A 24,111-nucleotide genomic window follows, 5' to 3' on the forward strand; every position below is an offset into this window, starting at 1 on the left:
TTTAACCCGGTGAACCTGGGTCGCGGTCATGCAGTTGTGGTGGCGCTGAAGGCGTGATGCCGTGTGCAGAGGACTGTAAGCTCGATCCCATGCAGGAGACGAAGCCTCACCGGCTGCAAAAACGTGCCCGCTTTGTGGTTCCAAGCCGCAGTGACGCCCTGCTTCGCAACTTCACCGAACTCGTGGGCGGTCCCCTGGGCAAGCACTCCTCGCCCGGGAGGATTTCGTCCGGTCCGTTCACTGTGGAACGCGTCCTGATCATCCTCACTGTTATCGCTGCACTTCTAGCTGTGCTCGCGAAGGACTATTGCCGCGTCCGTGGCTGGGAGACTCCCGGCCAGTTCTATGCGACCTGCTACTCCGACTTCCCTGAGCTTTTCCGGAACCGCGGCCTGGGCGAGGGCATATTTCCGTTCTTCACCCAAGGCAGCCTGTTCGAGTATCCAGTGCTCATGGGCATCATCGCCGGCATCACCGCGCTTCTGGTTCCCGGCCAGGGCGTAGGAAACGAACGCATTCTGGGTTACTTCGACGTCAACGCAACATTGATCGTGGCGGTGTGGATGGTCACTGTCCTCCTGACCGCAAGGATCAATAGGCGACGCCCCTGGGACGCCGCCATGGTGGCCGTAGCTCCCGGGATCATTCTGGCCGGATTCATCAACTGGGACATGTGGGCTGTGGGGCTGCTGGCCCTGGGCATGTACTTATTCTCCCGCGACAAGCTGATCCTGGCTGGCGTGTGCATCGGACTTGGAGCCGCCACCAAGCTCTACCCGGTCCTCATACTCGGTGCAGTGTTGCTGCTGGCCCTGCGCACCGGCAAGCTGCGCGCCTTCTTCATCACCGCTGGTGCAGCCATTGCGTCCTGGTTGGCGGTGAATCTACCCATCGCGGCGATGAACCCGTCGGGCTGGCGATACTTTTTCGAATTCAGCCAGGACCGCCCAGCCGGGTACAGCTCACCCTGGTTCGCTTACAACCTGGTGGCGGACAGGGTTCGTTGGGCGCAGATGGATGGCGTAACCATCAACATGCTGGCGCTGTACTTGTTCGTCCTGGCGTGCGTACTTATTGGTGCTTTGGCCCTGTGTGCCCCGAGGCGACCCCGTCTGGCCCAACTGCTATTCCTGATTGTTGCCGCGTTCATCCTGACCAACAAGGTCTACTCGCCCCAGTTCGTCATCTGGCTCATACCGCTCCTTGCCTTGGCCAGGCCCCGCTGGCGCGACTTCCTCATCTGGCAAGCGGCAGAAGGGCTGCACTGGGCGGCCGTTTGGATGTACCTGGGTCAAACGACCAGCGGCGGTTCCGTCCAGCACAACATTGACATGTCCTACTACGTGCTGGCCGTGGGTTTACATATGGTTGCGACTGCCTATCTCATGGTGAGGGTGGTCATCGATATCTGGGATCCTGCCCAAGATCCACTCCGCGCGTATGGCGAGGATGATCCCCATGGGGGACCATTCGACGGCGCCCGGGACTGGCTACGGCTCGACATGTTCCGCCCCTCCCGGTCACTGCTGCCCTGGCGTCCCCGGGCTACGGTGGACACTACCGATCCCAAAGCACCCCAGCGTATGGAGGTAAACAGCGATGGTTGATGTCGCCGTCGTCGGCGCCGGTCCAAACGGTCTGGCCGCCGCAGTGGTTATGGCCCGCGCGGGCCTGAGCGTCCATCTCTACGAGGCAGCTGACGCGATCGGCGGTGGTTCGCGGACCAGCGAGTTGATCGAACCCGGCTACCTCTATGACGTTTGCTCTGCCGTGCACCCCATGGCTGTGGCGTCCCCCTTCTTCCGCGCTTTTGAGCTGTCGCAGCGCGTGGATTTGCGGGTGCCGGAGGTTCAGCACGGCACACCGTTGGACATCGGAGGGGCGGCCCTGGCGTACCAATCCCTGGATCGGACGGTGCAGGAGCTGGGAGTCGATGGTCCGGCCTACCGTCGGCTGCTGCAACCGTCGCTTGAGCGCGTGGACGGGGTGGTGGAGTTTACGTCCAACCAACTCCTGCGCATTCCAAAGGATCCTTTGGCGGCAGTCAGGTTCGGGTTGGCGACCCTGGATCAGGGGACCCCGCTCTGGATGCGACGATTCCGCGAAGAAGCAGCCCCTGCGCTGCTGACGGGCGTGATGTCACATGCCCTCGGCTCGCAGCCGTCCCTCAGTTCAACGGGTGCCGGACTGTTGCTCAGCATTCTGGCGCACGCGGGCGGTTGGGTGATACCTGTTGGTGGTTCGATGTCCATTGCAACGGCCATGGCCGACGATCTCACAGCGCACGGCGGCAGTATCCATGTGGGTGAACGTGTAAATTCGCTGGATCAGGTCAGGCCCGCGAAAGCCATCTTGTTGGACGTCGCCCCACCAACTTTGGCGCGCTTGGGTGGCGCGGAGGTTCCCGACCGTTACCGCCGGGCACTTGAAGGATTCCGTTTTGGGAATGCAGCGTGCAAGGTGGACTTCATTCTGTCCGGTCCTGTCCCGTGGCGTGATTCCGGATTGACGAAGGCCGGGACAGTCCATGTTGGCGGTTCGCGGCTGGCCATGGCAGAGTCCGAGAACCTTGTGGACATGGGCAAACATCCCACGGAGCCTTACGTCCTGGTGTCCCAGCCATCCGTGGTGGATTCCACTCGGGCGCCGGAAGGCCGCCACGTCCTATGGTCCTATTGCCACGTCCCCGCCAACTCGACCGTGGACATGGCGGAAGCTGTCATGGCCCGCATCGAGCGGTACGCACCGGGCTTCCGGGATGTTGTGGTGGCATCAAAAACCACGACGGCGGCGGAACTGTCCGCGTACAACGAGAACTATGTTGGTGGAGACTTCAGTGCAGGCATGCTGGATCTGCGCGGTCTGGTGCAACGACCGGTAGTTTCCAACGTGCCTTGGCGAACCCCCATGCCGGGCGTCTACCTGTGTTCCTCGTCAACCCCGCCGGGACCCGGTGTGACGGGAATGCCCGGGTACCACGCGGCAAGATATGCCCTCAAGGACATATTTAAAATGCGGGTACCCGGGCTCGGCGTGGGACTGTAGCGTCCTTTAGTTAGCGGCAGTGAAACGAGCGCGCCGGTGAGCCGGGCTCTCGATTTCGTCCAGCATGGCTACGGCGTAGTCCTGCGTGGAGATGCTGTTGCCGGCCGGGGAATCCTTGGCAACGCTGTATTCACCGGTGCGCTCCCCCGGCTGGATGACGGGTGCAGGAGCCAGGACGGTCCAGTCGATGGTCTCAGGAGTCTGCTTGACAGCTTCGAGTGCCTTGGCAGCAGTAGTGGCTTCAGCCTTGTAGGCCTCGGGGAAGTCAGGGGAATCGAGCAGGCGGACACCATCGATCTCCAAGGTGCCGGCACCGCCGACAATCATGAGGCGGGTTCCTTCTGCGTTGCTGTAGGCGGAAGCCATGGCGTCGAGCCATTCTCCGTGGTCGCCGCCGGTGCGGCTAGGACCCGTAGCCAGCACAACGACGTCGTGATCCTTGGCGATGGAGGCGAATGCCTGGGCGTCAGCCAGATCGGCGGACTGGGCAGCGGCTCCGGGAACCTCCGCGCCCTTGCGGGAGATGGCCGTGACCTCGTGGCCGCGGGTGATGGATTCCTCGTGGATACTAATGACCTCCCCGGAAACATCCTGGACCCCAACTGTCCGTCGCGGGTGGTTTTCCAGCGCATCGGCGATAAGTGGGCATCGTTGGTAATTCAAGTGCTCGGCGACGGGCCCGTCCGCTTTTCGGAACTGCGCAAAAAGGTGAACCTCGTAACTCCGAAGGTCCTGACGCAAACCTTGCGCGCCCTGGAGCGCGACGGCCTGATCACACGAACCGTCTACGCACAGGTGCCGCCACGGGTGGAGTATGACCTGACGGCGTTGGGCGAGTCCCTGCTGCAGCCGCTTACCGTGCTGCGCCAATGGGCGGAGAGCCACGTGCCCACCATCCTCGAAGCCCGCGACGCCTACGACGAAGCGCAGGACGAAACGCTCCTCGGCTCCCCCAACTGAGTCGCAGTAGAGCGCGTTTTGACGGCTCAAAACGCGCTCTGCTGCGACCTAGTTGGGCTGGGCGGACGGGACCAGAGTGCGGCTGATTCGTCCGTCCCGCATGGTTGCGACGGCATCGGTGAGGGGTAGGAACTCGGTGTCGTGCGTGACCATCACGGTCGCCGTCTGGAACTCGTCCGTGACCCGCCGCAGCAGCCGGACGATCGACTCGCTGCGCTCGTGGTCGAGGGCCGCTGTTGGCTCGTCCACCAGGAGAACGGTGGGACTGTCCATGAGGGCCCGGGCGATGTTCACCCGTTGACGCTGTCCTCCGGACAATTGATGCGGCCGCTTGTGTGCTACGCCGGACAGCCCGACGACGTCCAGCAGTTCCGCCGCCTTCTGCTGTTCTGATCGGGTCTTCTTGCCCCGCAGGTGTTCACGGATCAGCAACTGCTCGACGGCGGTCAGCGAAGGAAGCAGGTTGGGTTGCTGGAAGATGATGCCCACCTTGTCCCGGCGGAGCGCTGTGCGTTCGGCGTCCTTGAGTGAGGAGACGTCGTGGCCATCAATGATGACGATCCCCGCGGTGGGTTTCACGAGGGTCGCCGCGACGGCCAGCAGCGAGGATTTACCGGATCCGGAAGGGCCCACCAAGGAGAGGAACTCACCCCTGCTAACGCTGATGTCGACGGCGTCGAGTGCCTTGAGAATTGAGCCCCCATCGGGGTACTCAAGGGAGACATTGACGAGGTTCAATGCTGTAGTCACGGTGCATGCCTTTCAGGGAATGTTTTAGTTGCCGCCGAGGGCAAGGAGGGGATCGACCTTGGTGACATTTCTGACCGCCAGCACAGCGCCTGCCAATCCCAGGAGCACGATTCCCGCAAGGGGAACCAGCGTGGTCACAGGTGTAATGAGGAAGGGGGCAGCCTGGGCAGCCAGGGTCCCTCCGGCGAGGCCAATGGCACCACCCACGGCGGCCCCGGCCAGCAAAACCACCGCGGCTTGGGTCACCGCATCCCGCAGGACATAGCCCGAGGATGCGCCAAGCGCTTTGAGTACGGCGATGTCGCGGGTGCGCTGCACGGTCCAGACGGTCAGGAATGCCACGATGACCAATGCGGAGATGCCGTAAAGAAATGCCTGCATGAGCATGAGTGAGCCGTTCTCGCTCTTGTACGAGGCCAACGCCTGGAAGGAGCCCACAGGATTGTTGCTGACCGTGCCAGCCCTCGCGTTGGCAGCGTCGAGGTCCACGGAGGACCCGGCGTCGTGCTTTACAGCCAGGACAGTTGCAGTTCCAGGTTCCGCGTGCGCGATGGATCGCCAGGTAGCGAGCGTCGTCCAGACTACGCCCGTGTGGGAGTACCACTGGTCCTCCACAACGCCGGAGACGGTGAGGTCCGTCCCGCCCAGTCGAACACGGCTGCCAGTCTCAAGCGATAAGTCCCTGGCCAGGGTCCCGCCCACGACGACGGTCCCGTTCTCCACAGCGGATGGCGCCACAGAGCCGCCAAAGACTGCGACATTCGCCGTGCCGCTCGGAGTGCCGCCCTCACCCAAAGACTGGAAACGCGTTTGGCTGATTCCGAGCGCCTGGGCAGAAGTGACGCCCGGCTGTTTCCGCCACGCCTCGAGCTGCGCCGTGGAAACCTCGGACTCTGTGTACGACGCCTTGGCCTCACCTCCGGCGGATGCGCCGAAGACAATCTGCTGCGCGGGCAGGGCGGCGATGGCCGACGTCGACTGGTTGCCCAAGCCGGCCGTGAGCCCGGAAAGCATGACGAGCAGCAAAGTGATCAGGGCCACCACGCTGCCCATGAGCGCGAAGCGGCCCTTGGCAAAACGGATGTCGCGGATGGCGAGAAACATCGGATTCCTTAGGTTGAGTGCGGGCTTGGTCCCGGCACGATCAACTCTTCCGGCAATGCCTGCGTGGGACATCGGGAACAGGATGGATTGGCGGGATCCGAGGGGTTGAGGCGGCGGTCATCCAAATGGTTGATTCAGGCCTCAGGATGCGGATCCGGGGCAGTCCAGGAGATTGCCGGGGCTACGCTGGAAGGCATGCAGTCCCCCACCGGCGCCGCCACAATCCTCCGCGTGCTTCGGGTGAGCCTGCACGTCGGTTTCGCGGTTCTGCTGCTGGTGGCAATTGTTCGTTTGCTGACTGGTGTTGGAACCGCGGGGTCGCCCTCGCCGCTGGCACTGACCGCCGGTTTGGGGCTTTCCGCACTGCTGGCCTTGGTCTATCTCGCCGGAACCATCCTGGAAAAACGCCACGCCAGCCACCACTCACGCTTCAATCCCACCCCCTACGCACGCTGGTGGCTGGGCGCGGTGATGCTCCTGTGGCTGCTGCTGCTCCTGGTCAGCAGCGACTTCGCATGGGTGGCGTTCCCCCTGTTCTTCCTGCAATTGCACCTGCTCCCCCGGCGGTTGTCCTTGCCAGGGATCGCAGCAAGCACCGCCTTGCTGGTGGGCACGCTGTGGTTCCATAGCAGGGGCTCGTCCGACGGCGACCTGCAGCTCGCGATGGTCTTGGGGCCAGTGTTCGGGGCCGGCTTCGCGGTGGTTACCGGGCTGGCGTACCGGGCGTTGTTTCTCGAAGCTGAGAACCAGCGCACTGTTGCAGACGAGCTCCGCCGAACACGTGCTGAACTCGCCCGGACCCAGCACGACGCCGGGACGATGGCCGAGCGCGAACGGCTCGCCCGGGAAATCCACGACACCCTGGCGCAGGGCTTCTCCAGCATCGTCCTCTTGGGAAGGTCCGCGGAGAAAGCGCTGGAGAGCGGCGATGTGGATGCAGCGAAGGAGCGGCTGCGAATCGTCCAGGACACAGCGTCCGCCAACCTTTCCGAAGCGCGGAGCTTCGTTCGGGGACTGCGTTCGCCGTCCCTTGAGCAGTCGGGCCTGGTGGACACGCTGCGACGACTCTGCGAAAAGACCGAGACCGAGGCCGCCGCCCGGGGTACTGCGTTGCATTGCCGTTTCGAGTTGGTGGGTACTCCCGCTGAGCTGCCCAACACCTACCAGACCACCTTGCTCCGGGCCGCCCAGGCTTCCCTCGCGAACGTATGGGCGCACGCCAACGCACGCGCCGCCGTCGTGACTCTCTCCTTTCTGGGCGCTGAGGTGACTTTGGACGTTTTCGACGACGGCATAGGTTTCGAGCCGTCGACGACGGCCGGTACAGCGCGTGGCGACGGCACCGGCGTCGGGCTTCAGAGCTTGCGCGAACGGCTGGCCGCGCTGGACGGCCGCCTGGAGATCGAATCGGCGCCCGGTGAAGGGACAGTGGTTGCGGTCCGCGTGCCGCTGCCGGCGGATGAAGGTGCTGCGTGAGTGAAATTCGAGTCTTGCTGGTGGATGACCACCCAGTGGTTCGGGCGGGACTGCGGGCAATGCTTGCCGACTTCCCGGGCGTAACCGTGGTTGCCGAGGCGTCTGATGGTGATGCCGCGCTGGCGGAACTCAGCAAGCTACACACCCTGGGCGAGCCCGTGGATCTGGTGCTCATGGACCTGCAAATGGGCAGCGGCATGGACGGCGTAACGGCCACTGGCAAAATCAAGGCCGGCGAGGGCGGGACTCCCTCGCCTCCCGTGCTGATTCTGACGACTTACGACACCGACGCCGACATCCTCGCCGCGGTGGAGGCCGGTGCCAGTGGCTACATGCTGAAGGACGCCCCGCCGGAGCAGATTCGACAAGCTGTATTGTCTGCGGCGGCCGGGCAGACCGCGCTGGCACCTGAGGTTGCGGCGCGCCTGATGGGCAGGATCCGGAACCCTTCGCCTGCGTTGAGTGCGCGGGAAGTGCAGCTTCTGGAGCTCTTGGCAACGGGCATGAGCAACCGTGCCATGGCCAAGCAACTGTTCATTTCCGAAGCCACAGTGAAGACGCACTTGGTGCATATCTACTCGAAGCTCGGGGTGGATAACCGAACCGCTGCCATGGCCGTTGCAACGCAGCGCAGGATTATCCGCGGACGCTGACTCATGTGGGGAAGTAATTTTGGTGAAACGGTTGACCTTTCGCCTTCCAGCAGTGACGATTAGTGCACGTTTCGCTATGAGTTAGATCACAAACAGTCACTCGTCGAAAGTTGGCCCCACATGTCCGCACCCGCCTTGGGCTTATCCGGCGCTGCCCCCAACAGCTCCAGAGACGCCAAAAAGGGTTCCTTAGCCAGGAAGGCCGCCTCCCTCGGCTTGGCCTCGCTGCTCCTCGCAGGAACCATCCCCGCCCTCACATTTGTCGCCGCTGCCGATGCCGCTCCCGGCGACCCGGCTGCTATCAAAGCCGTCACCCCGGAGGTACCTGTCGATGCCGCTGGAGTACCCCTCGGCGCGGTGACCGGCTTTACCCAGTCCAGCAATGTCGTCGACCTTTCCACCGAGAAGGGCGCCATCCGCGTGACCTTCCTGGACGACGGCAACTTCCGCTTGGAAGCCGACCCAAGTGGAAAGTTCACGGACCCGGCCAACACGGACCAAGGCGACCCTGCCAGAACGGCAAACATCGTGGTGGGCAAGGACAAGTTCCCCGGCACCACGCCAATAGTCACCGACGGCGACTGGCTGGTCCTGAAGACCGCCAAGATCAGCGTCGAGATCAACAAGGCCACCACCCAGCTCCGCGTTGCCAGGGCTGACGGTTCGCTTGTTCTGGAAGAGTCCGCTCCCATCACCTTCGGCGCCAACTCGGCCACCCAACACCTCGCGCAGCAGGACGGTGAGCAATTCATCGGCGGCGGCATGCAGAATGGCCGCTCCGTCCACACCGGCGCAATGATCAACATCGCCAAGAACTTCGACTGGGACGACGACGGTTACCCCAACGCCGTGCCGTACTACATGTCCTCCAAGGGCTACGGCGTCCTGCGCGACACGTTTGCCCGCGGCTCCTACAACTTCGGCGGCCAGCCCACCACCACGCATGAGGAAAAGCGCTTTGACGCCTACTACTTTGTGGGCGACTACAAGCAGTCCCTTGGCGCCTACACCACGCTGACCGGCAAGCCGATGATGCCCCCGGTCTACGCCCTGGAGTACGGCGACGCTGACTGCTACAACCGCTCCAACCCGGGCTATTCTTCCTCCGGCTACGGCGATCCCGACGGCGCCAAGCAGCGCACTCCGGACGCTATCAAGACCGCGCGGAAGTTCGTTGAGAACGACATGCCCGCCGGCTGGATGCTGGTCAACGATGGCTACGGCTGCGAATACCAGCAACTCCCGGAAACTGTGGGCAACATCGAGGAAGAAACCGATCTCAAAGTTGGCCTCTGGACGCAACGCTCCTTGACCAACCAGGAATACGAAGTGGGCGAGGCCGGCGTCCGGCTGCGCAAACTCGACGTCGCGTGGGTGGGCCAGGGTTACCGCCAGGCACTCACCGGTTGCGAGGCTGCCCACGGTGGCATCGAACAGTACTCAAATGCCCGCGGCACCTCACTGATGGTTGAAGGTTGGGCTGGTTCCCAGCGCTGCGGCATGCAGTGGACGGGTGATCATTCAGGAAACCTCGACGCCGTCCGCTGGCAGGTCTCGGCCCTCACCGGCGCCGGCAACTCGGGTTTGGCATTTACCACGGGTGACGTTGACGGCATCTTCGGCGGCTCCGCGGAGTCCTACGTCCGTGACCTCCAGTGGAAGGCTTTCGCTCCGGCGCTCTACTCGATGTCCGGCTGGGCTGCGACGGACAAGCGTCCGTGGCTCTACGGCGACGAAGCCACGGCCATCAACCGCCAGTACCTCCAGCTCCGCCAGCAGCTCATGCCCTTCATCTACACGTTGGCGCAGGAATCCTCCACCACCGGCGTCTCGATGATGCGTTCCATGGCCCTTGAGTTCCCGGACCAGGAGTGGTCCTACGGCGCCGAGGCGAACAACCAGTTCATGCTCGGTTCTGACTTCCTGGTGGCTCCGGTCTTCACCCAGACGGACGTCCGCAACGGCATCTTCCTCCCGGCAGGACAGCAGTGGGTGGATTACTGGACCGGCAAGCTCTACCAGGGTGGCCAGATTCTCAACGGCTACAACGCACCCCTGGACAAGCTGCCTGTCTTCGTTCGTGCGGGTGCGGTGATCCCGCAAGGCATCGTTGCCCGTAATGCGTCCTTGGTTCCGGAAGACTCCATGATCACTTTGGACGTCTACGCCAAGGGCCAGGACACCTTCACCCTGTACGAGGACGACAAGGTCACCCGCGAATTCAAGGACGGCAAGTCCTCCAGCCAGCTCTTCTCCGTGGACGCTCCGGGCACCGGCAACAGCAGCGTCAAAGTGTCCATCGGCGAGCGGAAAGGTGATTACACCGGCAAGGCCGCGGCCCGTCCCTACGAGCTGAAAGTCCATGCCGGCGCAGCGCCCAAGGATGTGAAGATCGGCGGCACCAAACTCACCCAACACTCCACCCCGGCCGCCTACGCCGCAGCACCCACGGGTTGGTACTTCGATGAGGCCAACAGTGGCACCATTCGGGTCAAGACAGGCTCCATTGCTTCAAACCAGTCCGCCACGGTCCAGCTCCAGCAGGCCGGCCCGCTGGGAGGGAAGAGCCAGGAGGACACTGCAGCTGAGGTTCGCGTGACCACCGGCGAGCAGGTCTTCCAGGACCAGGAAACCACCGTCACGGCTACTTTCGTGAACACCGGAACCAAGGCCAAGAGCAACGTTGTACTGACCCCGGTCCTCCCCGAGGGCTGGACTGTGGTCTCTTCCTCCGGCGCAACCGCGGCCAAGGTTGAAGGCGGTGCCACAGCAACTGCCACGTTCGTCATCAAGCCCGGCACCAGCGCGAAGGCGGGCCAACAGACCGTGCGGTTTTCGGCGTCGTACGCTGTTTCTGACTCAAGCGCGCAGTCGGTGACCGGCGGCAACCAGATCTACGTTGCCTATGGTTCGCTGGCCGCCGCGTACAACACCGTTTCGATCACCACTGTGGCGGGCAAAGCCCTCGGAAACTTCGACGGCGGCGGGGCAACATTCGCTGCTGAGCAGCTGGCTGCCGCTGCGGTTCCGGCGGGCGGCGTTCGGCCGGGGAGCACGGTAACGGTGGATGCCGGAAAGCCGACGCAGGTTGACTACACGTGGCCGGCCGTTGGACCGGATGTGCCCAACTCAGTGGCGCTCTCCGCCCAGACCATCGCGGTCCAGGGCAAGGGGACACACCTGGCTGTGCTCGGATCAGCCGCGGTAGGCAATGGCACCAGCCCCACCCTGACACTGACATATGCCGATGGAAGCATGGAAAAACAGTCCATCTTCTTCCCCAACTGGTTGCAGCCGTCCGTCCTCAACGGGGCCGTGGTGGCCGTTTCCGAGCAGGGCCGCAACAACGCCAACGGGCCGTCACCGGAGTACACGCAGTACAAGTACCAGGCGTTCTCCAACACAGTCCGGCTCAACCCCACCAAGGAGCTGGCCTCGGTCACCCTGCCCACTGACACCCGGGTGAAGTTCTTCGACTGGAAGGTGACATCGCAGCCCTTGCCGGACGTGCCGGTTGGCTCTGTATATGCCTCCGAAACGCCGTGGGTCCAGGCTTTGAACGGCTACGGCGTGATAGGCAAGAACGTGGCTAACAAGGACTCGGCGTCGTCCCCGGACAAACCGCTGGCCATCAACTACACGGACCCCGCAACCGGTCAGCAGCCGTCGTTCACCAAGGGCCTGGGCGTCCACGCTGCATCCAGGATCACGTATTACCTGGGCGGCAAGTGCACCTCGTTCACTTCCCAGGTTGGCCTTGAGAGTGGCTTCGGCGGCAACATCATCTTCAAGGTCAACGCCGACGGGGTGAACAAGTACCAGTCGCGCACATATACGCCGGGATTCGCTCCGGAGGCCGTATCTGTTGACCTGACGGGTGTGGCCTACGTGGAATTGGTGGTGGACCCGTCCGGATCCATCAACGGCGCCCATGGTGTCTGGGGTGATGCCAAATTCACGTGCGCTCCTTAGCCTGACGTTGCTGACGGCCGTCGCTCGCCAACTCCATTCGGGGTGGCAGGCGACGGCTGTCCGTTTAGCGGGCACCGCAAGAAACTGTCAGAGGAACCGGGCATAATGTCGCAAATGGGGAAATTGAAAAAACACAGTCTTGTCCTTGGTCTCGTATCGCTGGTGATGGCTGGTTCACTTACCGCCTGCGATGATGGCCGCGCCGGTGCGGAGGGAGCAGCCAAGCAGCTCGCCTCCTCCTTGTCAGCGCTCGACGTCGGTTCGCTCGCCGTTGAGGGTAAGGACGCTGCCGCGGCCAACGATGAACTCAAGGCGGTTTTTGAGGGACTCGATGCCAACCCGGCGGTCGCATCCGGTGACGTCAAGCTCGACGGCGACACCGCAACTTTCCCCCTTAACTACAGCTGGAACATTGGCTCGGCCAAGTGGGAGTACAGTTCCGAGGCCACGCTGAAGAAGTCCGGCGACAAGTGGGCTGTCCAATGGACCCCGGCACTCCTCGCTCCAGAACTCGCTGAGGGTGAGACCTTGTCCGTCAAGACCGTTCCCGCCCAGCGCGGCCAGATCCTGGGTGCCGGCGATGCTCCGATCGTTGAAGACCGCCCCGTTTTCCGGGTGGGCATCGACAAGACCAAGGTCCCGGCAGAGCAAGCCGATGCCTCTGCGCGTGCCATGGCGGCGTTACTCGGGCTGGACCCGGAAGAGTACGCCAAGCAGGTTGCTGCCTCGGGTCCGCAGGCTTTCGTGGAGGGCATCGTTCTGCGTGCTTACACAGCGGAGATCACCGAAGCCAAAATTGAGGCCATCCCCGGAGGCGCCAGCATCTTGGACTCGATGGCGTTGGCACCCACACGCACTTTTGCCCGCGCCTTGTTGGGCAGCGTTGGGCAAGCCAGTGCAGAACAGATTGAAAGCTCCAATGGTGCGCTGCGTGCCGGCGACACCACCGGTACTGGCGGCCTGCAGCAAAAGTACGATTCGTTGCTGCGAGGCAAGGATGGAGCGGAAGTACTCGCCACGCCTGAGGTGAAGTCTGAAGGTGAAACTCCCGGCACCAAGGTGTTCTTCTCGTCGCTCCCGTCCCCTGGCACGACGCTCAAAACCACACTTGACCTGAAACTCCAGCAGTTGGCGGAAGAGACGTTGGCAGGTGTTGGACCGGCGTCGGCCATTGTTGCCCTGAAACCATCCACCGGAGCTGTCCTTGCTGCTGCGTCCGGACCCGGCAGCAACGGTTACAACACAGCTTTGCTTGGTCAATATGCGCCAGGTTCCACCTTCAAGATCGTTGATTCCCTGGCGATGTTCCGCAATGGCGCCACACCGGACTCGAAAGTTGAATGCCCCTCAACGCTGACTGTGGACGGCCGCACATTCAAGAACGCTGAGGGCTATCCGGAAAGCTCCCTTGGCTCGGTCGCCCTGCGGGACGCTTTTGCGCACTCCTGCAATACTGCCTTCATCAATGCCCGTGATGCTGTCAGCCAAGACCAGCTCGAATCCGCAGCGCAGGCCCTGGGCATAGCCGTTGAAGCTCCTAAGCTCGGCGCTGACGCGTTCCTTGGTTCGGTTCCCGGGGCTGCTGAAGGCACCGAGCACGCCGCTTCCATGATTGGCCAAGGCAAGGTTCTCTTTTCCCCGCTCTCCGCCGCGGTCATGGCTGCTTCCGTTGCCAACGGCGCTCCCGTTTCTCCGCAGCTCGTGCTGAATGCCGACGCCGCCCAGAACCCCAGCGCAAGCGCCACGCCCACCGAAAGCGGCACCGCATCGGCGTCGTCCGCTTCCGCTACGGTAAGCGCCGCTCCGGTATCACCGGCCTCTACCAAGCCGATCACCAAGGAAGAAGCCGCTTCGCTGTCCGACATGATGCGGGCCGTCGTGACATCCGGCCACGCAGGATTCCTCGCCGAAGTGCCCGGGACGCCGGTGGGTGCAAAGACCGGTACCGCGGAGTTTGGCAATGACAATCCGCCCAAGACGCACGCGTGGATCGTCGCAACTCACGGGGACCTGGCAGTTGCGGTGTTTGTGGAAGAAGGCGGCCTGGGTGCCACCACCAGCGGACCCCTCTTGAAGTCATTCCTTACTGCGGCCGGCTGACCCGGCTGGGTGGGGCGACCTTCGCACCCAGCCGGAGAAGCAAGACTGTTCGTGGGATAGGCCAGAGGATGGCCATAACCAGGACAGGGACCAAGGAAATTCCGACGTCGGGAAACTGGCGGATGATGACGGGCAGGTTGGTGTCGAACCTCGCGGGTGCGTAGATGAAGCACAACCATAATGCGAACGCATCCAGGACAAGTGCGCTGACGGCCAAGGTCAGTAGCTTCCATTTCAGGGGCGGTTCGCGTCTCCTGAGCAGGACGGAGAGCGACAGCCACAAACTGAGCAACTTCGCGAGTAGCAGTGCAAGCGCGACCGCCCAGCTGTAGCGCTGCAGCCAGTCTTCCTGCACTACTGTGGGCGCTGCCGGCTGCCCATGGAGAATCCGCAGGACGTTGGTGTCCACAGCCTTGAGTCTTGAGGGCGCAGACGTGTCGTTGCCGTTGATGACCAATGCGACGCCTATTCCGGAAGCAGGAATCATTGCCAGGTAGGTGTGCGAGTTGCCCCACTCCCCCTGGTGCTCCAGCAGCAGCGGTAATTCTCCGTCCGGTGATTCTTTGTCCGGTGGCTGCCTGGATGGATCCACCGACTCTACGAGTGGGCGGGTAAACCATCCCATTGCATATCCCTTGGAGTCGTCCACCTGAACGCGCGGTTCGAACATCGCGTTCACGCTGTGCGGCTGGAGGATGCGGGCGTCGCCGTACCGCCCCTGACCCAGCAGCGCCGTTAGCTCGTGGCCCAAGTCCTCGGCGGAGGAGTACATGGTGGTGGACGGCATACCGGCTGCTGGCGCAGGCGCATCCGTTGGACGCCAGAACGAGCCAAACCACAGGGAATACCCGGCAGCCACATTGTCAGCGCGGGCAGCCGCTTGTGTCGGATGGCTGTGGATCATATCCAAAGGGCCGAAGACGTGCTGCCTCATGTATTCGCCGAACGGCTGGCCCGAAACCGTTTGGACCAGGAGGCCAAGAACGTTGTAGTTTGCGTTGGCATACCCGAAGGCTTCGCCAGGTGGCCTGGCCAGAGGGGCGTCTGACAGTGCACGAACACCTTTTTCCAGGGCTTCAGGACCTTGGGCGTCGCTGCCTTCAAACGCCGTACCTGCTGACGCCATTCCACTGCTTTGGTGTAGCAAGTGGCGGACTGTGATTGCGGACGCACGGCTGTCCTTCAACGCAAACCACGGCAAGTACCTCTGCACAGGCTCGTCCAATGCCAGCCGGCCCGCCTCAACCTGCTGCATCACAGCAATTGCTGTGAGTGACTTGGTAGTGGACGCCAGGAGCACCGGCGTCTGGGCGGTCATTTGCCGTCCCGAGTCGTCGGCGCGGCCAAAGGCGGCAGAATGCACCTGAATACCGTGCTGGACAACTACGACGGCGGCGCCGGGAACCCCCAGTGTGTCCAGCTGATCCTCGAGGAAAGCGTCCAACGCCTCATAGGCCGATCCTGGGATCTCGGCATTTCCGGCCGCCGGCGGGCTAGAGCCTCCCAGCAAGGTGACGGTCAGTAAACAACACAACATGCCGCGCGATGACCGGGGAACAACTCGCATGCCATCACCTGCACCTAGGCTGACTGTCTCTTCACGGTAAAGCGGGGAGAGTAGGAAAACAATGCACCGTCACCCGGACATAAGTCCTCTGACGCACCCAAGCCGCGATGCCGCCGTCGAGCGCTGATACGCCGCCGTGGGAGGATTGAAACGTGGCCCATATTGACGTCTCCGGCATCGACTACTTCCTCTCCGACGGCACCCAGCTGCTCAATGGGGTGACCTTCAAGGTCCCCGACGGCACCAAGACGGCGCTTATCGGTCCCAATGGAACGGGCAAGACCACACTGTTCAAGATCATTTCCGGCGATCTCACCCCTGACGAAGGCGTTGTGGGCCGTTCCGGAAACATGGGCATCATGCGGCAGTTCGTCGGGCAGGTCCGTGACGAGTCAACCGTCCGTGACCTCCTTGTCTCCACTGCCCAAGCCGGTCTCGCCGCCGCTGCCAAGGCAGTTGAGGACGCCGAGCTCGCCATGATGGAACACGACGACGAGCCCACCCAGATGAAGTACGCCCAAGCGATCGTGGACTGGGGAGATGCCGGCGGCTACGACGTCGAGACTGTCTGGGACGAAGTCTGCATGGCAGCCCTTGGAATTTCCTTCGACAAGGCGCAGTTCCGCCGCGCCTCCACCTTGTCCGGTGGAGAGCAGAAGCGCTTGGTGCTCGAAGCCCTGTTTGCCGGTCCGGATGAGCTCTTGCTCCTCGACGAGCCAGACAACTACCTGGATGTCCCCGGTAAACGCTGGCTCGAGGGGAAGCTCAACGAGTCCAAGAAGACCGTGCTGTTCATCAGCCACGACCGCGAGCTGCTTAACAACGCCGCCGGCCGCATCGTGACGCTTGAACCGGGCATCAACGGTGCCGGCGCGTGGATCCATGGCGGCGGCTTCGGATCATACGTGGAGGCACGAGCCGACCGCAACGCCAGGTTCGAGGAACTTCGCAAGCGCTGGGACGAGGAGCACATCAAGCTCAAGGAACTCGTCAACATGTACAAGAACAAGGCAGCATTCCGCTCCGACATGGCCAACAGGTACCAGGCAGCGCAGACCCGCCTTGCCAAGTTCCTGGAGGCCGGACCGCCTGAGGCGCTTCCCATCGAGCAGAACGTCAAGATGCGCCTCAAGGGCGGGCGAACGGCCAAGCGTGCTGTCGTTGCCGAGAAGCTCGAACTTACCGGCCTCATGAAGCCGTTTTCCACCGAGATCTGGTTTGGCGACCGCGTTGGCGTGCTCGGTTCCAACGGTTCCGGCAAGAGTCACTTCCTCCGCCTCCTCGCTACCGGTGGCACTGATCCGGAGCGCGAGCACCTGCCGGTGTCCGACGTCGTGATCGCTGAAGTGCCGCACGAGGGCACCGTGAAGCTTGGGGCCCGCATTCGGCCCGGATTCTTTGCCCAGACGCATGTCCGCCCGGATTTGTTGGGCCGGACCTTGTTGGAGATCCTTCACCGTGGAGACGAACACCGCTCCGGCCTTCCCCGTGAGGCTGCAGCTGGTGCGTTGGATTCGTACGGCTTGGCTGGTCAGTCCGAGCAGAAGTACGAGTCCCTGTCCGGCGGCCAGCAGGCACGGTTCCAGATCCTGCTGCTGCAGCTCTCCGGCGCCACCCTACTGCTCCTCGACGAGCCCACGGACAACCTGGACCTGCACTCGGGCGAGGCTTTGGAACGGGCCATCGATGCTTTCGAAGGTACGGTGCTGGCCGTCACACACGACCGGTGGTTCGCTAAGTCCTTCGACCGCTTCCTCATCTTTGGTTCCGACGGCAGGGTCTACGAGTCCGAGGAACCCGTCTGGGATGAGAAGCGGGTAGAGCGCGCCCGGTAATTCCCACGCTCTCTCACATAACACGCCCTTCAGCCCGATGCTGGCTCACTTGACTCGCGTTGCCGGGTTCCTTAGTGCTGGAAAGAGACGCCGACCCACCTGGAGAGGCAACCCCGTCCCCTTCGAAAGTGTTGGTGCATACCCCAACAGAGACGCTGTTCCTGGTTATTGGCGTTAGAAGTGCACTCGCGTTTAGCCCTTTTGAAGTACAGGTGACTAATTGCGGCACACCTGACGTTGGCCCCAGCTTCTTCGTAGCCTCTAAATAGCCCTTTCGGGTTGACATCTTCATCCAAGGATGAGCGGCAGGCTGCAGAGGATTTTGGACCCTAGTACCGGGTAGCAGACCCTAACGGTAGGGGCGGGCAAGGAATGCATAAGGATGCTCTCAACTTGCCCGCCCCGCGTTACTGGTGGTGCTCTGGCCGTCTCAAGCTGTCGGCGGCCAGGTACTGCTGGTGTTGCTGTGTCCGTCTCCTGTTGCTTGACGGCCCGGTACTGCTGGTGGTGCTCTGGCCGTCTCAAGCTGTCGGCGGCCAGGTACTGCTGGTGTTGCTGTGTCCGTCTCCTGTTGCTTGACGGCCCGGTACTGCTGGTGGTGCTCTGGCCGTCTCAAGCTGTCGGCGGCCAGGTACTGCTGGTGTTGCTGTGTCCGTCTCCTGTTGCTTGACGGCCCGGTACTGCTGGTGGTGCTCTGGCCGTCTCAAGCTGTCGGCGGCCAGGTACTGCTGGTGTTGCTGTGTCCGTCTCCTGTTGCTTGACGGCCCGGTACTGCTGGTGGTGCTCTGGCCATCTCAAGCTGTCCGACGGCCAGGTGTTACTGCAACGGTGCTTCCCCCTAAACAGGCAACTACAGCTACTTCAAGTGGGGGAACTTCCGTTCTCTTTTTCTTACGAGAAAAGAATATAACCACTCTCTGACATCTCGTCAACTCGCGTTTGGGCGCTGAGTTGGTCGCCATTTGCCGGTCGGCTCGGACCTAACTTGTAGGTCGCCCAAACGGCTGTAGTGGCTGTGGCGGCTACAGCCGGCATACAACTCTCTGGTGAGGGATCGACCCCCTTCCGGGCTGAGGCGGGCGCCTAATAGCGCTGTGAAAACACCGCCCATTTACCGCCGAAAGTCACAGCAACGTCACCCCTGGCTTGAAAGCGGGCCCTCCAGCTCAACTCTGCTTAAGAGGTGCCTGTTGGAATCGATAGAACAGCTCGGGGTCGCCTTCGTCCAGTCCGAAGACCATTCCAGAGGAGACCCATCCGCGGCTTGCGAGTAGGCGTTGCATGATCTGGTTCGACAGATTGGTCGAAGTGAAGAGCTTTGTGTCCCGTTCCGTGATCTCGAGGTCACTCATCAATAAGTGACCGATGCCGGTCTTCCGATGTTGCTCTCCGACCACGATGAGTACTAGGAAGTCATTGCCGAAAAACGAAGGCTCCACCACCGTGTAGCCGACCGGGGAGCCGTTCTGGACGGCCACTCTGATCGAACCGGACTCAAGCCAGTTCCGGATTTCCTGCCGCCTGTCAGTGTTTCGTTGCGCGATCTGGTCGAGCGCTACAAGGTCCTCGAACTGTTCCGCGGTGCCGGCCTCAATGATTGCCATGCTTCTCATCCAATCACGCAGGGCCCATGGCGCCACGGGGTGGTGGTGGACGAAAGCCGGGAAGAGTTGTTAAAGTCTTGGCTACTGAAGCCGGCATGGGCGACAAGCCCGGAGAGGAGGAGCGCATCACCGCTGACCAATCCAAGCATCACAGTTCATTCCGGATGAAAGCCCCTTCTGAGGGGCTTTCCCTATTTAGGACGTATCCCGCGCGTTAACCACGGGGCCAGGGATGACGGTGCGAATTGCTCACCGGGATTGTGCTGGTTGGAGGGCCTGTCAGTTTGAGACGATGGAGCATGAGTCAGGAAGCGCCCTCTCGCACCGCGCATCAAGGCTTGTGCATCTTCCGAGGTGTCGTTTGTGCTGGATTGCCAGATTGATCTGGCAGGCAGTGCTACCTCATACCCGTTGATCGGGTGCTCGATGGGAGCCACCGAAGTCGTCAATGCCGCGAATTGAGCGTCCAGATGGTGCGGTGAGTTAGAGGTTGGTGCCGCCGGTGGCGTCGATTTTCTGCCCGGTGATCCAGCGTGCTTCGTCGGAGGCAAGGAAAGCTACGATGCTTGCGATATCGTCGGGCTGGCCAACGCGACCCAGTGCGCTGCTGGCAGCTACCCCGGCCTGGGCTTCTTCATTGTCGCGGAGCCAGCCAGCGTTGATGTCGGTGTCCACGACGCCCGGGGCGACCGAGTTCACGGTGATTTCCCTGGGCCCGAGATGCTTGGCGAGGGTCAGGGTGAAGGCTTCAATGGCGCCCTTGGTGAGGGCGTAACCGATGATTTCGGGGAATGCTATGCGGGTGACGCCGGAGGAGATGTTGATGATGCGGCCCCCGTTAGCGATTCGGGTCAGTCCTTCCTTGACGATGAAGTAGGGTGCGTTGACGTTGATGGCCTGCTGGGTTAGGAAATCTTCCCGGCTGAAGTCTTCAATGGCCCCGCGCAGGGTGACCCCGGCATTGTTCACGAGGACGTGAATTGGCTGGTTCAAGACTCCCGCTTCGGCGGCGGCTTTGTCGTAGGCGGCCCAAAAATCCTGTGCAGCGGTATCGGCTCCAAGGTCTGCCTGGAAAGGGAACGCCTTTCCTCCCGCAGCTTCGATGGAGGCCGCCACTTCCGCAGCCGCCTTCCCGTCGTGTCCGTAGTGGACAGCTACAGTCAAGCCTCCGGTGGCAAGGCGGGAGGAGATTGCTGCGCCGATCCCTCGGCTGGCTCCGGTCACAACGGCGATGTGGTCTTTGTGTGTTTCGGTCATGAATGAGATACTTACATACGTTTAGCGATCACTACAAGAAAGATTGTCGAAAACTTATGTGTGGCGCTGGCCACAGCATGAAAAACCACTCTCGTGGAGGCAGCCGGAATAGATGCCGGCTGCTGGGGGCTCTTCTTGAGAGGAACGACGAGAGGACGACGATGTCAGGAAAAGCAGGCCAAGGCCGGAAATTCAATATCGACGACGCCCTGGAAGCAGCCACTTTGGTCTTCTGGGACAGCGGGTACGAGGGCACCTCCCTGGCGGAGCTCACAAAAGCCATGGGCATCAATCCGCCCAGCCTGTATAAGGCCTTCGGCTCCAAGGAGGACCTCTTCTTCTCCGTTGTGGACCACTACAACGCAACCCACGGAAGCTTCATGTCCATCGCCTTCGCAGAAGAAGACTCCGGACTGAAACTCATGCGTCGGCTGCTGATAGAAGCCGCCGACCACTACCCGTCAACAACGTTCCCGGGAGGCTGTCTGGTGATCAGCTCCGCCGTCGCGGTGACCTCCGCGAACCGCCACGTCGCAGAACGGCTGTCCAAAATGCGCAACGACAACATCCTCGCCATGGCAGAAGCACTGACCAAGGACCGCGAAGCAGGCCGGATCCCTCAATCCACCGACACCCATGCAATGGCAGCCTTCGTCGGAGCGACCCTACAAGGAATGAGCCAGCAAGCCCGCGACGGCGCCAGCAAAGAAGACCTCCTCCGCATCGCCCACTACGCCATCAGTGCCATCGGAGCCTGACAAACGACACAGGCATAAACACTGGCCTCCGGACGGGATGTTCCTGGTGCCCGAGGGCTGTACGGTGCTCAACATCAGCAAGGAACCGAAAACGTGGCCCTAGGGCCAGGCATACTGCCAGTGTTGGCCGCTGTCCAACAGGCTTCGCATCGGCTTGGCTGGCCTGTAGGGAGTCCGCCCAGGGATCCGGTTATACCTCGTAGCCGCGAGTGAACGCGTATGCTCTGAGAATTGCCGCCTATGCCTCGCGCGCACGAGCGGATTCGAGTTGCATCCAGCGGATGTTCACGCACCAGGGGGAAGCATGGTTCAGAGAAGCGCGTCATGGCGGAGGGCCGTTGCTGCAGTAATCGCGATCGGATTAACGGGTATTGTTGCTGGGCCGACAGAGGCAGCAGGCCCGCAACCGCTCCACCATCTCGGCTGGGAGGGAAACGTCCCCCTGATTGGGATGCCCTTCGTCGGCTCGGAACTACGGATGGGCGCTCCCGGAGCATTCGGTCGATGCGATAGGACCGAGGATGCCCCCGACGGATACGTTATGGAGTGGCTCAGCAATGGCACCCCGCTTCCAGCGGAGCGTCAGCAGGATTCTCTGAAGGTTCTACCCGAAGACCGCGGTAACCGTCTTTCCTTCAACGTGTATCCCACCTCGCCGGAGAAAGAAGGATGCCCCAAAACCCCTGAGGACGAATCGCAGGGGATTCAGCTGCACAGCGTTGAAACTTCTCCCATTTCTGCGTCCAACCGGGCCATGGGTTGGACCGGCCGCGGAAACTTCGAATTGCTTGGCCGCACGGACGATGGGGAACTGGTCCTGTACCCGAGGACCTACCCCTTCAGGAAGAACGGTTGGTGCTTCGAAGGAAACTGCCCGAGCTTCGAACCTTCAAGCTGGGATGAACCGCGAGTTGTAGGGACAGGTTGGTACGTCTTTAACATTGTGTTCTCGCCAGGGGATTTCGACGGGGACGGCAAAAACGACATCCTTGCCCGGGATTCCGTGGGCGACCTCTACCTCTACCCAGGGGACGGCGACGGCGGATGGCTGGAAAGATCGGTCGTCGGCACGGGCTGGAACATCTTCGACTCAATCGTTGGCCCAGGCGATTTTGACGGGGACGGCATAAATGATGTCCTCGCCCGGGATCGTCAGGGAAACCTGCGCCTCTATCCCGGTAACGGCGAAGGCGGCTGGCTCGAGCCCACCCAAGTTGGCTCGGGATGGCAGATCTTCGACAAAATCGTTGCCCCAGGAGACATAGCCGGCGACGGCGGCGTGGACATCTACGGCCGTGATCGCAGCGACTACCTCCACGAATATCCCACGGACGGTCAAGGGAACTGGAAGCAGCCCTCAGTGTGGGGTCCCGGGTGGGCAGTCATGTCCGAAATCAGCGGGGCAGGCAGCTACGAGCACAACCTGGACGTCGCGGTAAACGGAGGGCACCCCCTACCAGGCAACAATGTCATTGCGATCAACCAGGACGGCGACCTCCTCAAATACGGCGGACGATTCGGCACTCAACAAATCGGCAACGGCTGGGATATTTTCACCTCACTCATTTAGCGCTTGGCTAGCGGCACTGTCGCCGTTGGGAAGCGAATCTGCCATTCCCACCGCCTTGCCGAGTTTCAGGTGTTCTTTCTGATGGTTGCCTTCCCCCATTGCCCTACCAGCGGTTCGCCCGCACACTGTAACCAGCCGTTAGCCGAATAGTCACTCAGCGTTGGACGCGGCACAAATTTCTGTTGGGGCAGGACTTGGGGGGACCATGGGAAACTTTCGTGCGTTTGCGTTGAGATCGGCGGCTCTCGCGGCGTTGTTGGCAGGTTCAACGCTGGTAAGCATAGCTCCAGCCGCGCAGGCTGAGTCGGGGGAGTGGGTGCCTCCGCTGCAGGGAATGGCTTACGTCGGCTCAGAACTGACCATAGCGGAAACCAGAATCGACCTGATTGACTGCCCTCCGACGGAGGAAGCCCCTCAGGGCTTCGTATTGGAGTGGCTTAGCAATGGTGTTCCCCTGCCGGCCGAACGGCAAGGGGAAATTTTGAAGCTCACCACCGGGGACCGGGGTAACCGCATCTCCTTCAACGTTCACGGCGTGTGCTCTGAATCGGAGGTCTTCCACAGCCCAGCTACCCCTCCCATTGCCGCGTCCAACCGTGCCAATGGCTGGACAGACCGCGGTAACTTTGAGCTTTTGGGCCGCACTGACAGCGGCGAGCTAGTCCTGTATCCGCGGACTTACGAGTCCCACTGGCTGAACGGGGGCTTTGAGACAAGAAGACGCTACTACACGTCCTCGTGGGATGCGCCAAGGGTAGTCGGAACGGGCTGGACAATCTTCAACGTTGTCTTCTCACCTGGTGATTTCGACGGGGACGGACACAACGACGTCCTCGCCCGGAACGCCTCGGGGAGTCTGTTCCTCTACCCAGGTAACGGTGACGGAGGCTGGCTGCCCACAAAACAAGTCGGCGCAGGCTGGAACATCTTCGATTGCATCATTGCAGGCGGAGACTTCAACGGCGACGGAAACAACGACGTCCTGGCCCGGGACAGCGTGGGAGACCTGTTCCTCTATCCCGGTGACGGTAACGGGGGTTGGCTGACGCCTCAACAGATTGGTGTGGGCTGGCAGGTCTTCGACAAGATCATCGCGTCCGGTGACACCGACGGCGACGGTGCGATGGATGTCTTCGCCCGCGACCGCAGTGGCGTCCTGCACCAATACCCAGGCGACGGGAACGGCGCATGGAAATCTCCAGCCGTGGTGGGCCCCGGATGGGAGGTAATGACCGACGTCATCGGCGCCGGAACGTTCTTTAAAGACAGCATCAACTTCAGACCAGGGAGCATTTATGACTCCGCCTATCCCAGGAATGACATAACCGCTGTGGACAAGGATGGGTACCTTCGCCATTACCGCGGGGTACCGGACAAACGGCTCTCCGGCGGACACCACATCGGTAACGGCTGGGACATTTTCAATACCCTCATCTGATCCGTCGTCAAAGTGCTCGAGC

17 protein-coding genes are annotated in these 24,111 nt (G+C 62.0%); 11 read left to right on the forward strand and 6 right to left on the reverse strand.

What is annotated here, in order from left to right; genetic code table 11:
• Nucleotides 1–89: 89 nt before the first annotated feature.
• Nucleotides 90–1,607, forward strand: coding sequence for a glycosyltransferase family 87 protein (locus AC0J5Z_RS02150; RefSeq protein ID WP_475037164.1), 1,518 nt, complete (start codon nt 90–92; stop codon nt 1,605–1,607).
• Nucleotides 1,600–3,045, forward strand: coding sequence for a phytoene desaturase family protein (locus AC0J5Z_RS02155; RefSeq protein ID WP_475037165.1), 1,446 nt, complete (start codon nt 1,600–1,602; stop codon nt 3,043–3,045). Before AC0J5Z_RS02150 ends, AC0J5Z_RS02155 begins: the two co-directional genes overlap by 8 nt.
• 6 nt (nt 3,046–3,051) lie before the next feature.
• Here the strand turns inward: AC0J5Z_RS02155 and AC0J5Z_RS02160 are convergent, their stop codons facing one another.
• Nucleotides 3,052–3,672, reverse strand: a complete 621-nt coding sequence (locus AC0J5Z_RS02160; protein WP_475039495.1) for an NAD(P)-dependent oxidoreductase — start codon at nt 3,670–3,672, stop codon at nt 3,052–3,054.
• Between AC0J5Z_RS02160 and AC0J5Z_RS02165 the strand changes: the two genes are divergently transcribed.
• Complete coding sequence (locus AC0J5Z_RS02165) at nt 3,607–4,005, forward strand: winged helix-turn-helix transcriptional regulator (protein WP_475037166.1); 399 nt, start codon at nt 3,607–3,609, stop codon at nt 4,003–4,005. The two genes, AC0J5Z_RS02160 and AC0J5Z_RS02165, sit on opposite strands and share 66 nt — an antisense overlap.
• A 48-nt stretch (nt 4,006–4,053) precedes the next feature.
• Here AC0J5Z_RS02165 and AC0J5Z_RS02170 read toward each other — a convergent pair whose 3' ends face one another.
• A complete protein-coding gene (locus tag AC0J5Z_RS02170; protein ID WP_475037168.1) occupies nt 4,054–4,755 on the reverse strand; it encodes an ABC transporter ATP-binding protein in 702 nt (233 codons plus the stop codon).
• A gap of 24 nt (nt 4,756–4,779) precedes the next feature.
• Nucleotides 4,780–5,859 carry an ABC transporter permease gene (locus AC0J5Z_RS02175; protein ID WP_475037169.1) on the reverse strand — a complete coding sequence of 360 codons (1,080 nt, stop codon included), beginning with the start codon at nt 5,857–5,859 and terminating at the stop codon, nt 4,780–4,782.
• Nucleotides 5,860–6,054: 195 nt separating this feature from the next.
• Between AC0J5Z_RS02175 and AC0J5Z_RS02180 the strand changes: the two genes are divergently transcribed.
• From AC0J5Z_RS02180 to AC0J5Z_RS02195, 4 genes are all read left to right on the forward strand, one after another.
• Nucleotides 6,055–7,335, forward strand: coding sequence for a sensor histidine kinase (locus AC0J5Z_RS02180; RefSeq protein ID WP_475037171.1), 1,281 nt, complete (start codon nt 6,055–6,057; stop codon nt 7,333–7,335).
• A complete protein-coding gene (locus tag AC0J5Z_RS02185) occupies nt 7,332–7,988 on the forward strand; it encodes a response regulator (RefSeq protein WP_475037173.1) in 657 nt (218 codons plus the stop codon). Before AC0J5Z_RS02180 ends, AC0J5Z_RS02185 begins: the two co-directional genes overlap by 4 nt.
• 120 nt (nt 7,989–8,108) lie before the next feature.
• Nucleotides 8,109–11,960, forward strand: a complete 3,852-nt coding sequence (locus AC0J5Z_RS02190) for an NPCBM/NEW2 domain-containing protein (protein WP_475037174.1) — start codon at nt 8,109–8,111, stop codon at nt 11,958–11,960.
• A 114-nt stretch (nt 11,961–12,074) separates the two neighbouring features.
• Nucleotides 12,075–14,060 (forward strand): penicillin-binding transpeptidase domain-containing protein, encoded by a 1,986-nt coding sequence (locus tag AC0J5Z_RS02195; protein ID WP_475037176.1) that lies wholly within the window; start codon nt 12,075–12,077, stop codon nt 14,058–14,060.
• Here the strand turns inward: AC0J5Z_RS02195 and AC0J5Z_RS02200 are convergent.
• The gene (locus tag AC0J5Z_RS02200; protein ID WP_475037178.1) at nt 14,044–15,627 is read right to left on the reverse strand and encodes a serine hydrolase domain-containing protein; all 1,584 of its coding nucleotides are present in this window, start codon (nt 15,625–15,627) and stop codon (nt 14,044–14,046) included. The genes AC0J5Z_RS02195 and AC0J5Z_RS02200 overlap by 17 nt on opposite strands.
• Before the next feature lie 152 nt (nt 15,628–15,779).
• On the opposite strand from AC0J5Z_RS02200, the gene AC0J5Z_RS02205 reads away from it, so the two are divergent.
• Nucleotides 15,780–17,462 (forward strand): ABC-F family ATP-binding cassette domain-containing protein, encoded by a 1,683-nt coding sequence (locus AC0J5Z_RS02205; protein ID WP_475037180.1) that lies wholly within the window; start codon nt 15,780–15,782, stop codon nt 17,460–17,462.
• A 1,166-nt stretch (nt 17,463–18,628) separates the two neighbouring features.
• Here AC0J5Z_RS02205 and AC0J5Z_RS02210 read toward each other — a convergent pair.
• Nucleotides 18,629–19,066, reverse strand: coding sequence for an N-acetyltransferase family protein (locus AC0J5Z_RS02210; RefSeq protein WP_475037181.1), 438 nt, complete (start codon nt 19,064–19,066; stop codon nt 18,629–18,631).
• Nucleotides 19,067–19,549: 483 nt separating this feature from the next.
• Complete coding sequence (locus tag AC0J5Z_RS02215; protein ID WP_475037182.1) at nt 19,550–20,323, reverse strand: SDR family oxidoreductase; 774 nt, start codon at nt 20,321–20,323, stop codon at nt 19,550–19,552.
• A 161-nt stretch (nt 20,324–20,484) separates the two neighbouring features.
• Here AC0J5Z_RS02215 and AC0J5Z_RS02220 point away from each other — a divergent pair, with 161 nt between their 5' ends.
• The 3 genes from AC0J5Z_RS02220 (at nt 20,485) to AC0J5Z_RS02230 (ending at nt 24,089) form a co-directional block, all read left to right on the forward strand.
• Entirely contained in the window at nt 20,485–21,081 is a 597-nt protein-coding gene (locus AC0J5Z_RS02220) for a TetR/AcrR family transcriptional regulator (RefSeq protein ID WP_475037183.1), read from the forward strand.
• A gap of 541 nt (nt 21,082–21,622) precedes the next feature.
• The gene (locus AC0J5Z_RS02225) at nt 21,623–22,651 is read left to right on the forward strand and encodes an FG-GAP repeat domain-containing protein (protein ID WP_475037184.1); all 1,029 of its coding nucleotides are present in this window, start codon (nt 21,623–21,625) and stop codon (nt 22,649–22,651) included.
• 205 nt (nt 22,652–22,856) lie between these two features.
• Nucleotides 22,857–24,089, forward strand: coding sequence for an FG-GAP repeat domain-containing protein (locus AC0J5Z_RS02230; RefSeq protein ID WP_475037185.1), 1,233 nt, complete (start codon nt 22,857–22,859; stop codon nt 24,087–24,089).
• Nucleotides 24,090–24,111: the final 22 nt, after the last annotated feature.

Source organism: Paenarthrobacter sp. TRD_SC_7, assembly GCF_056156245.1.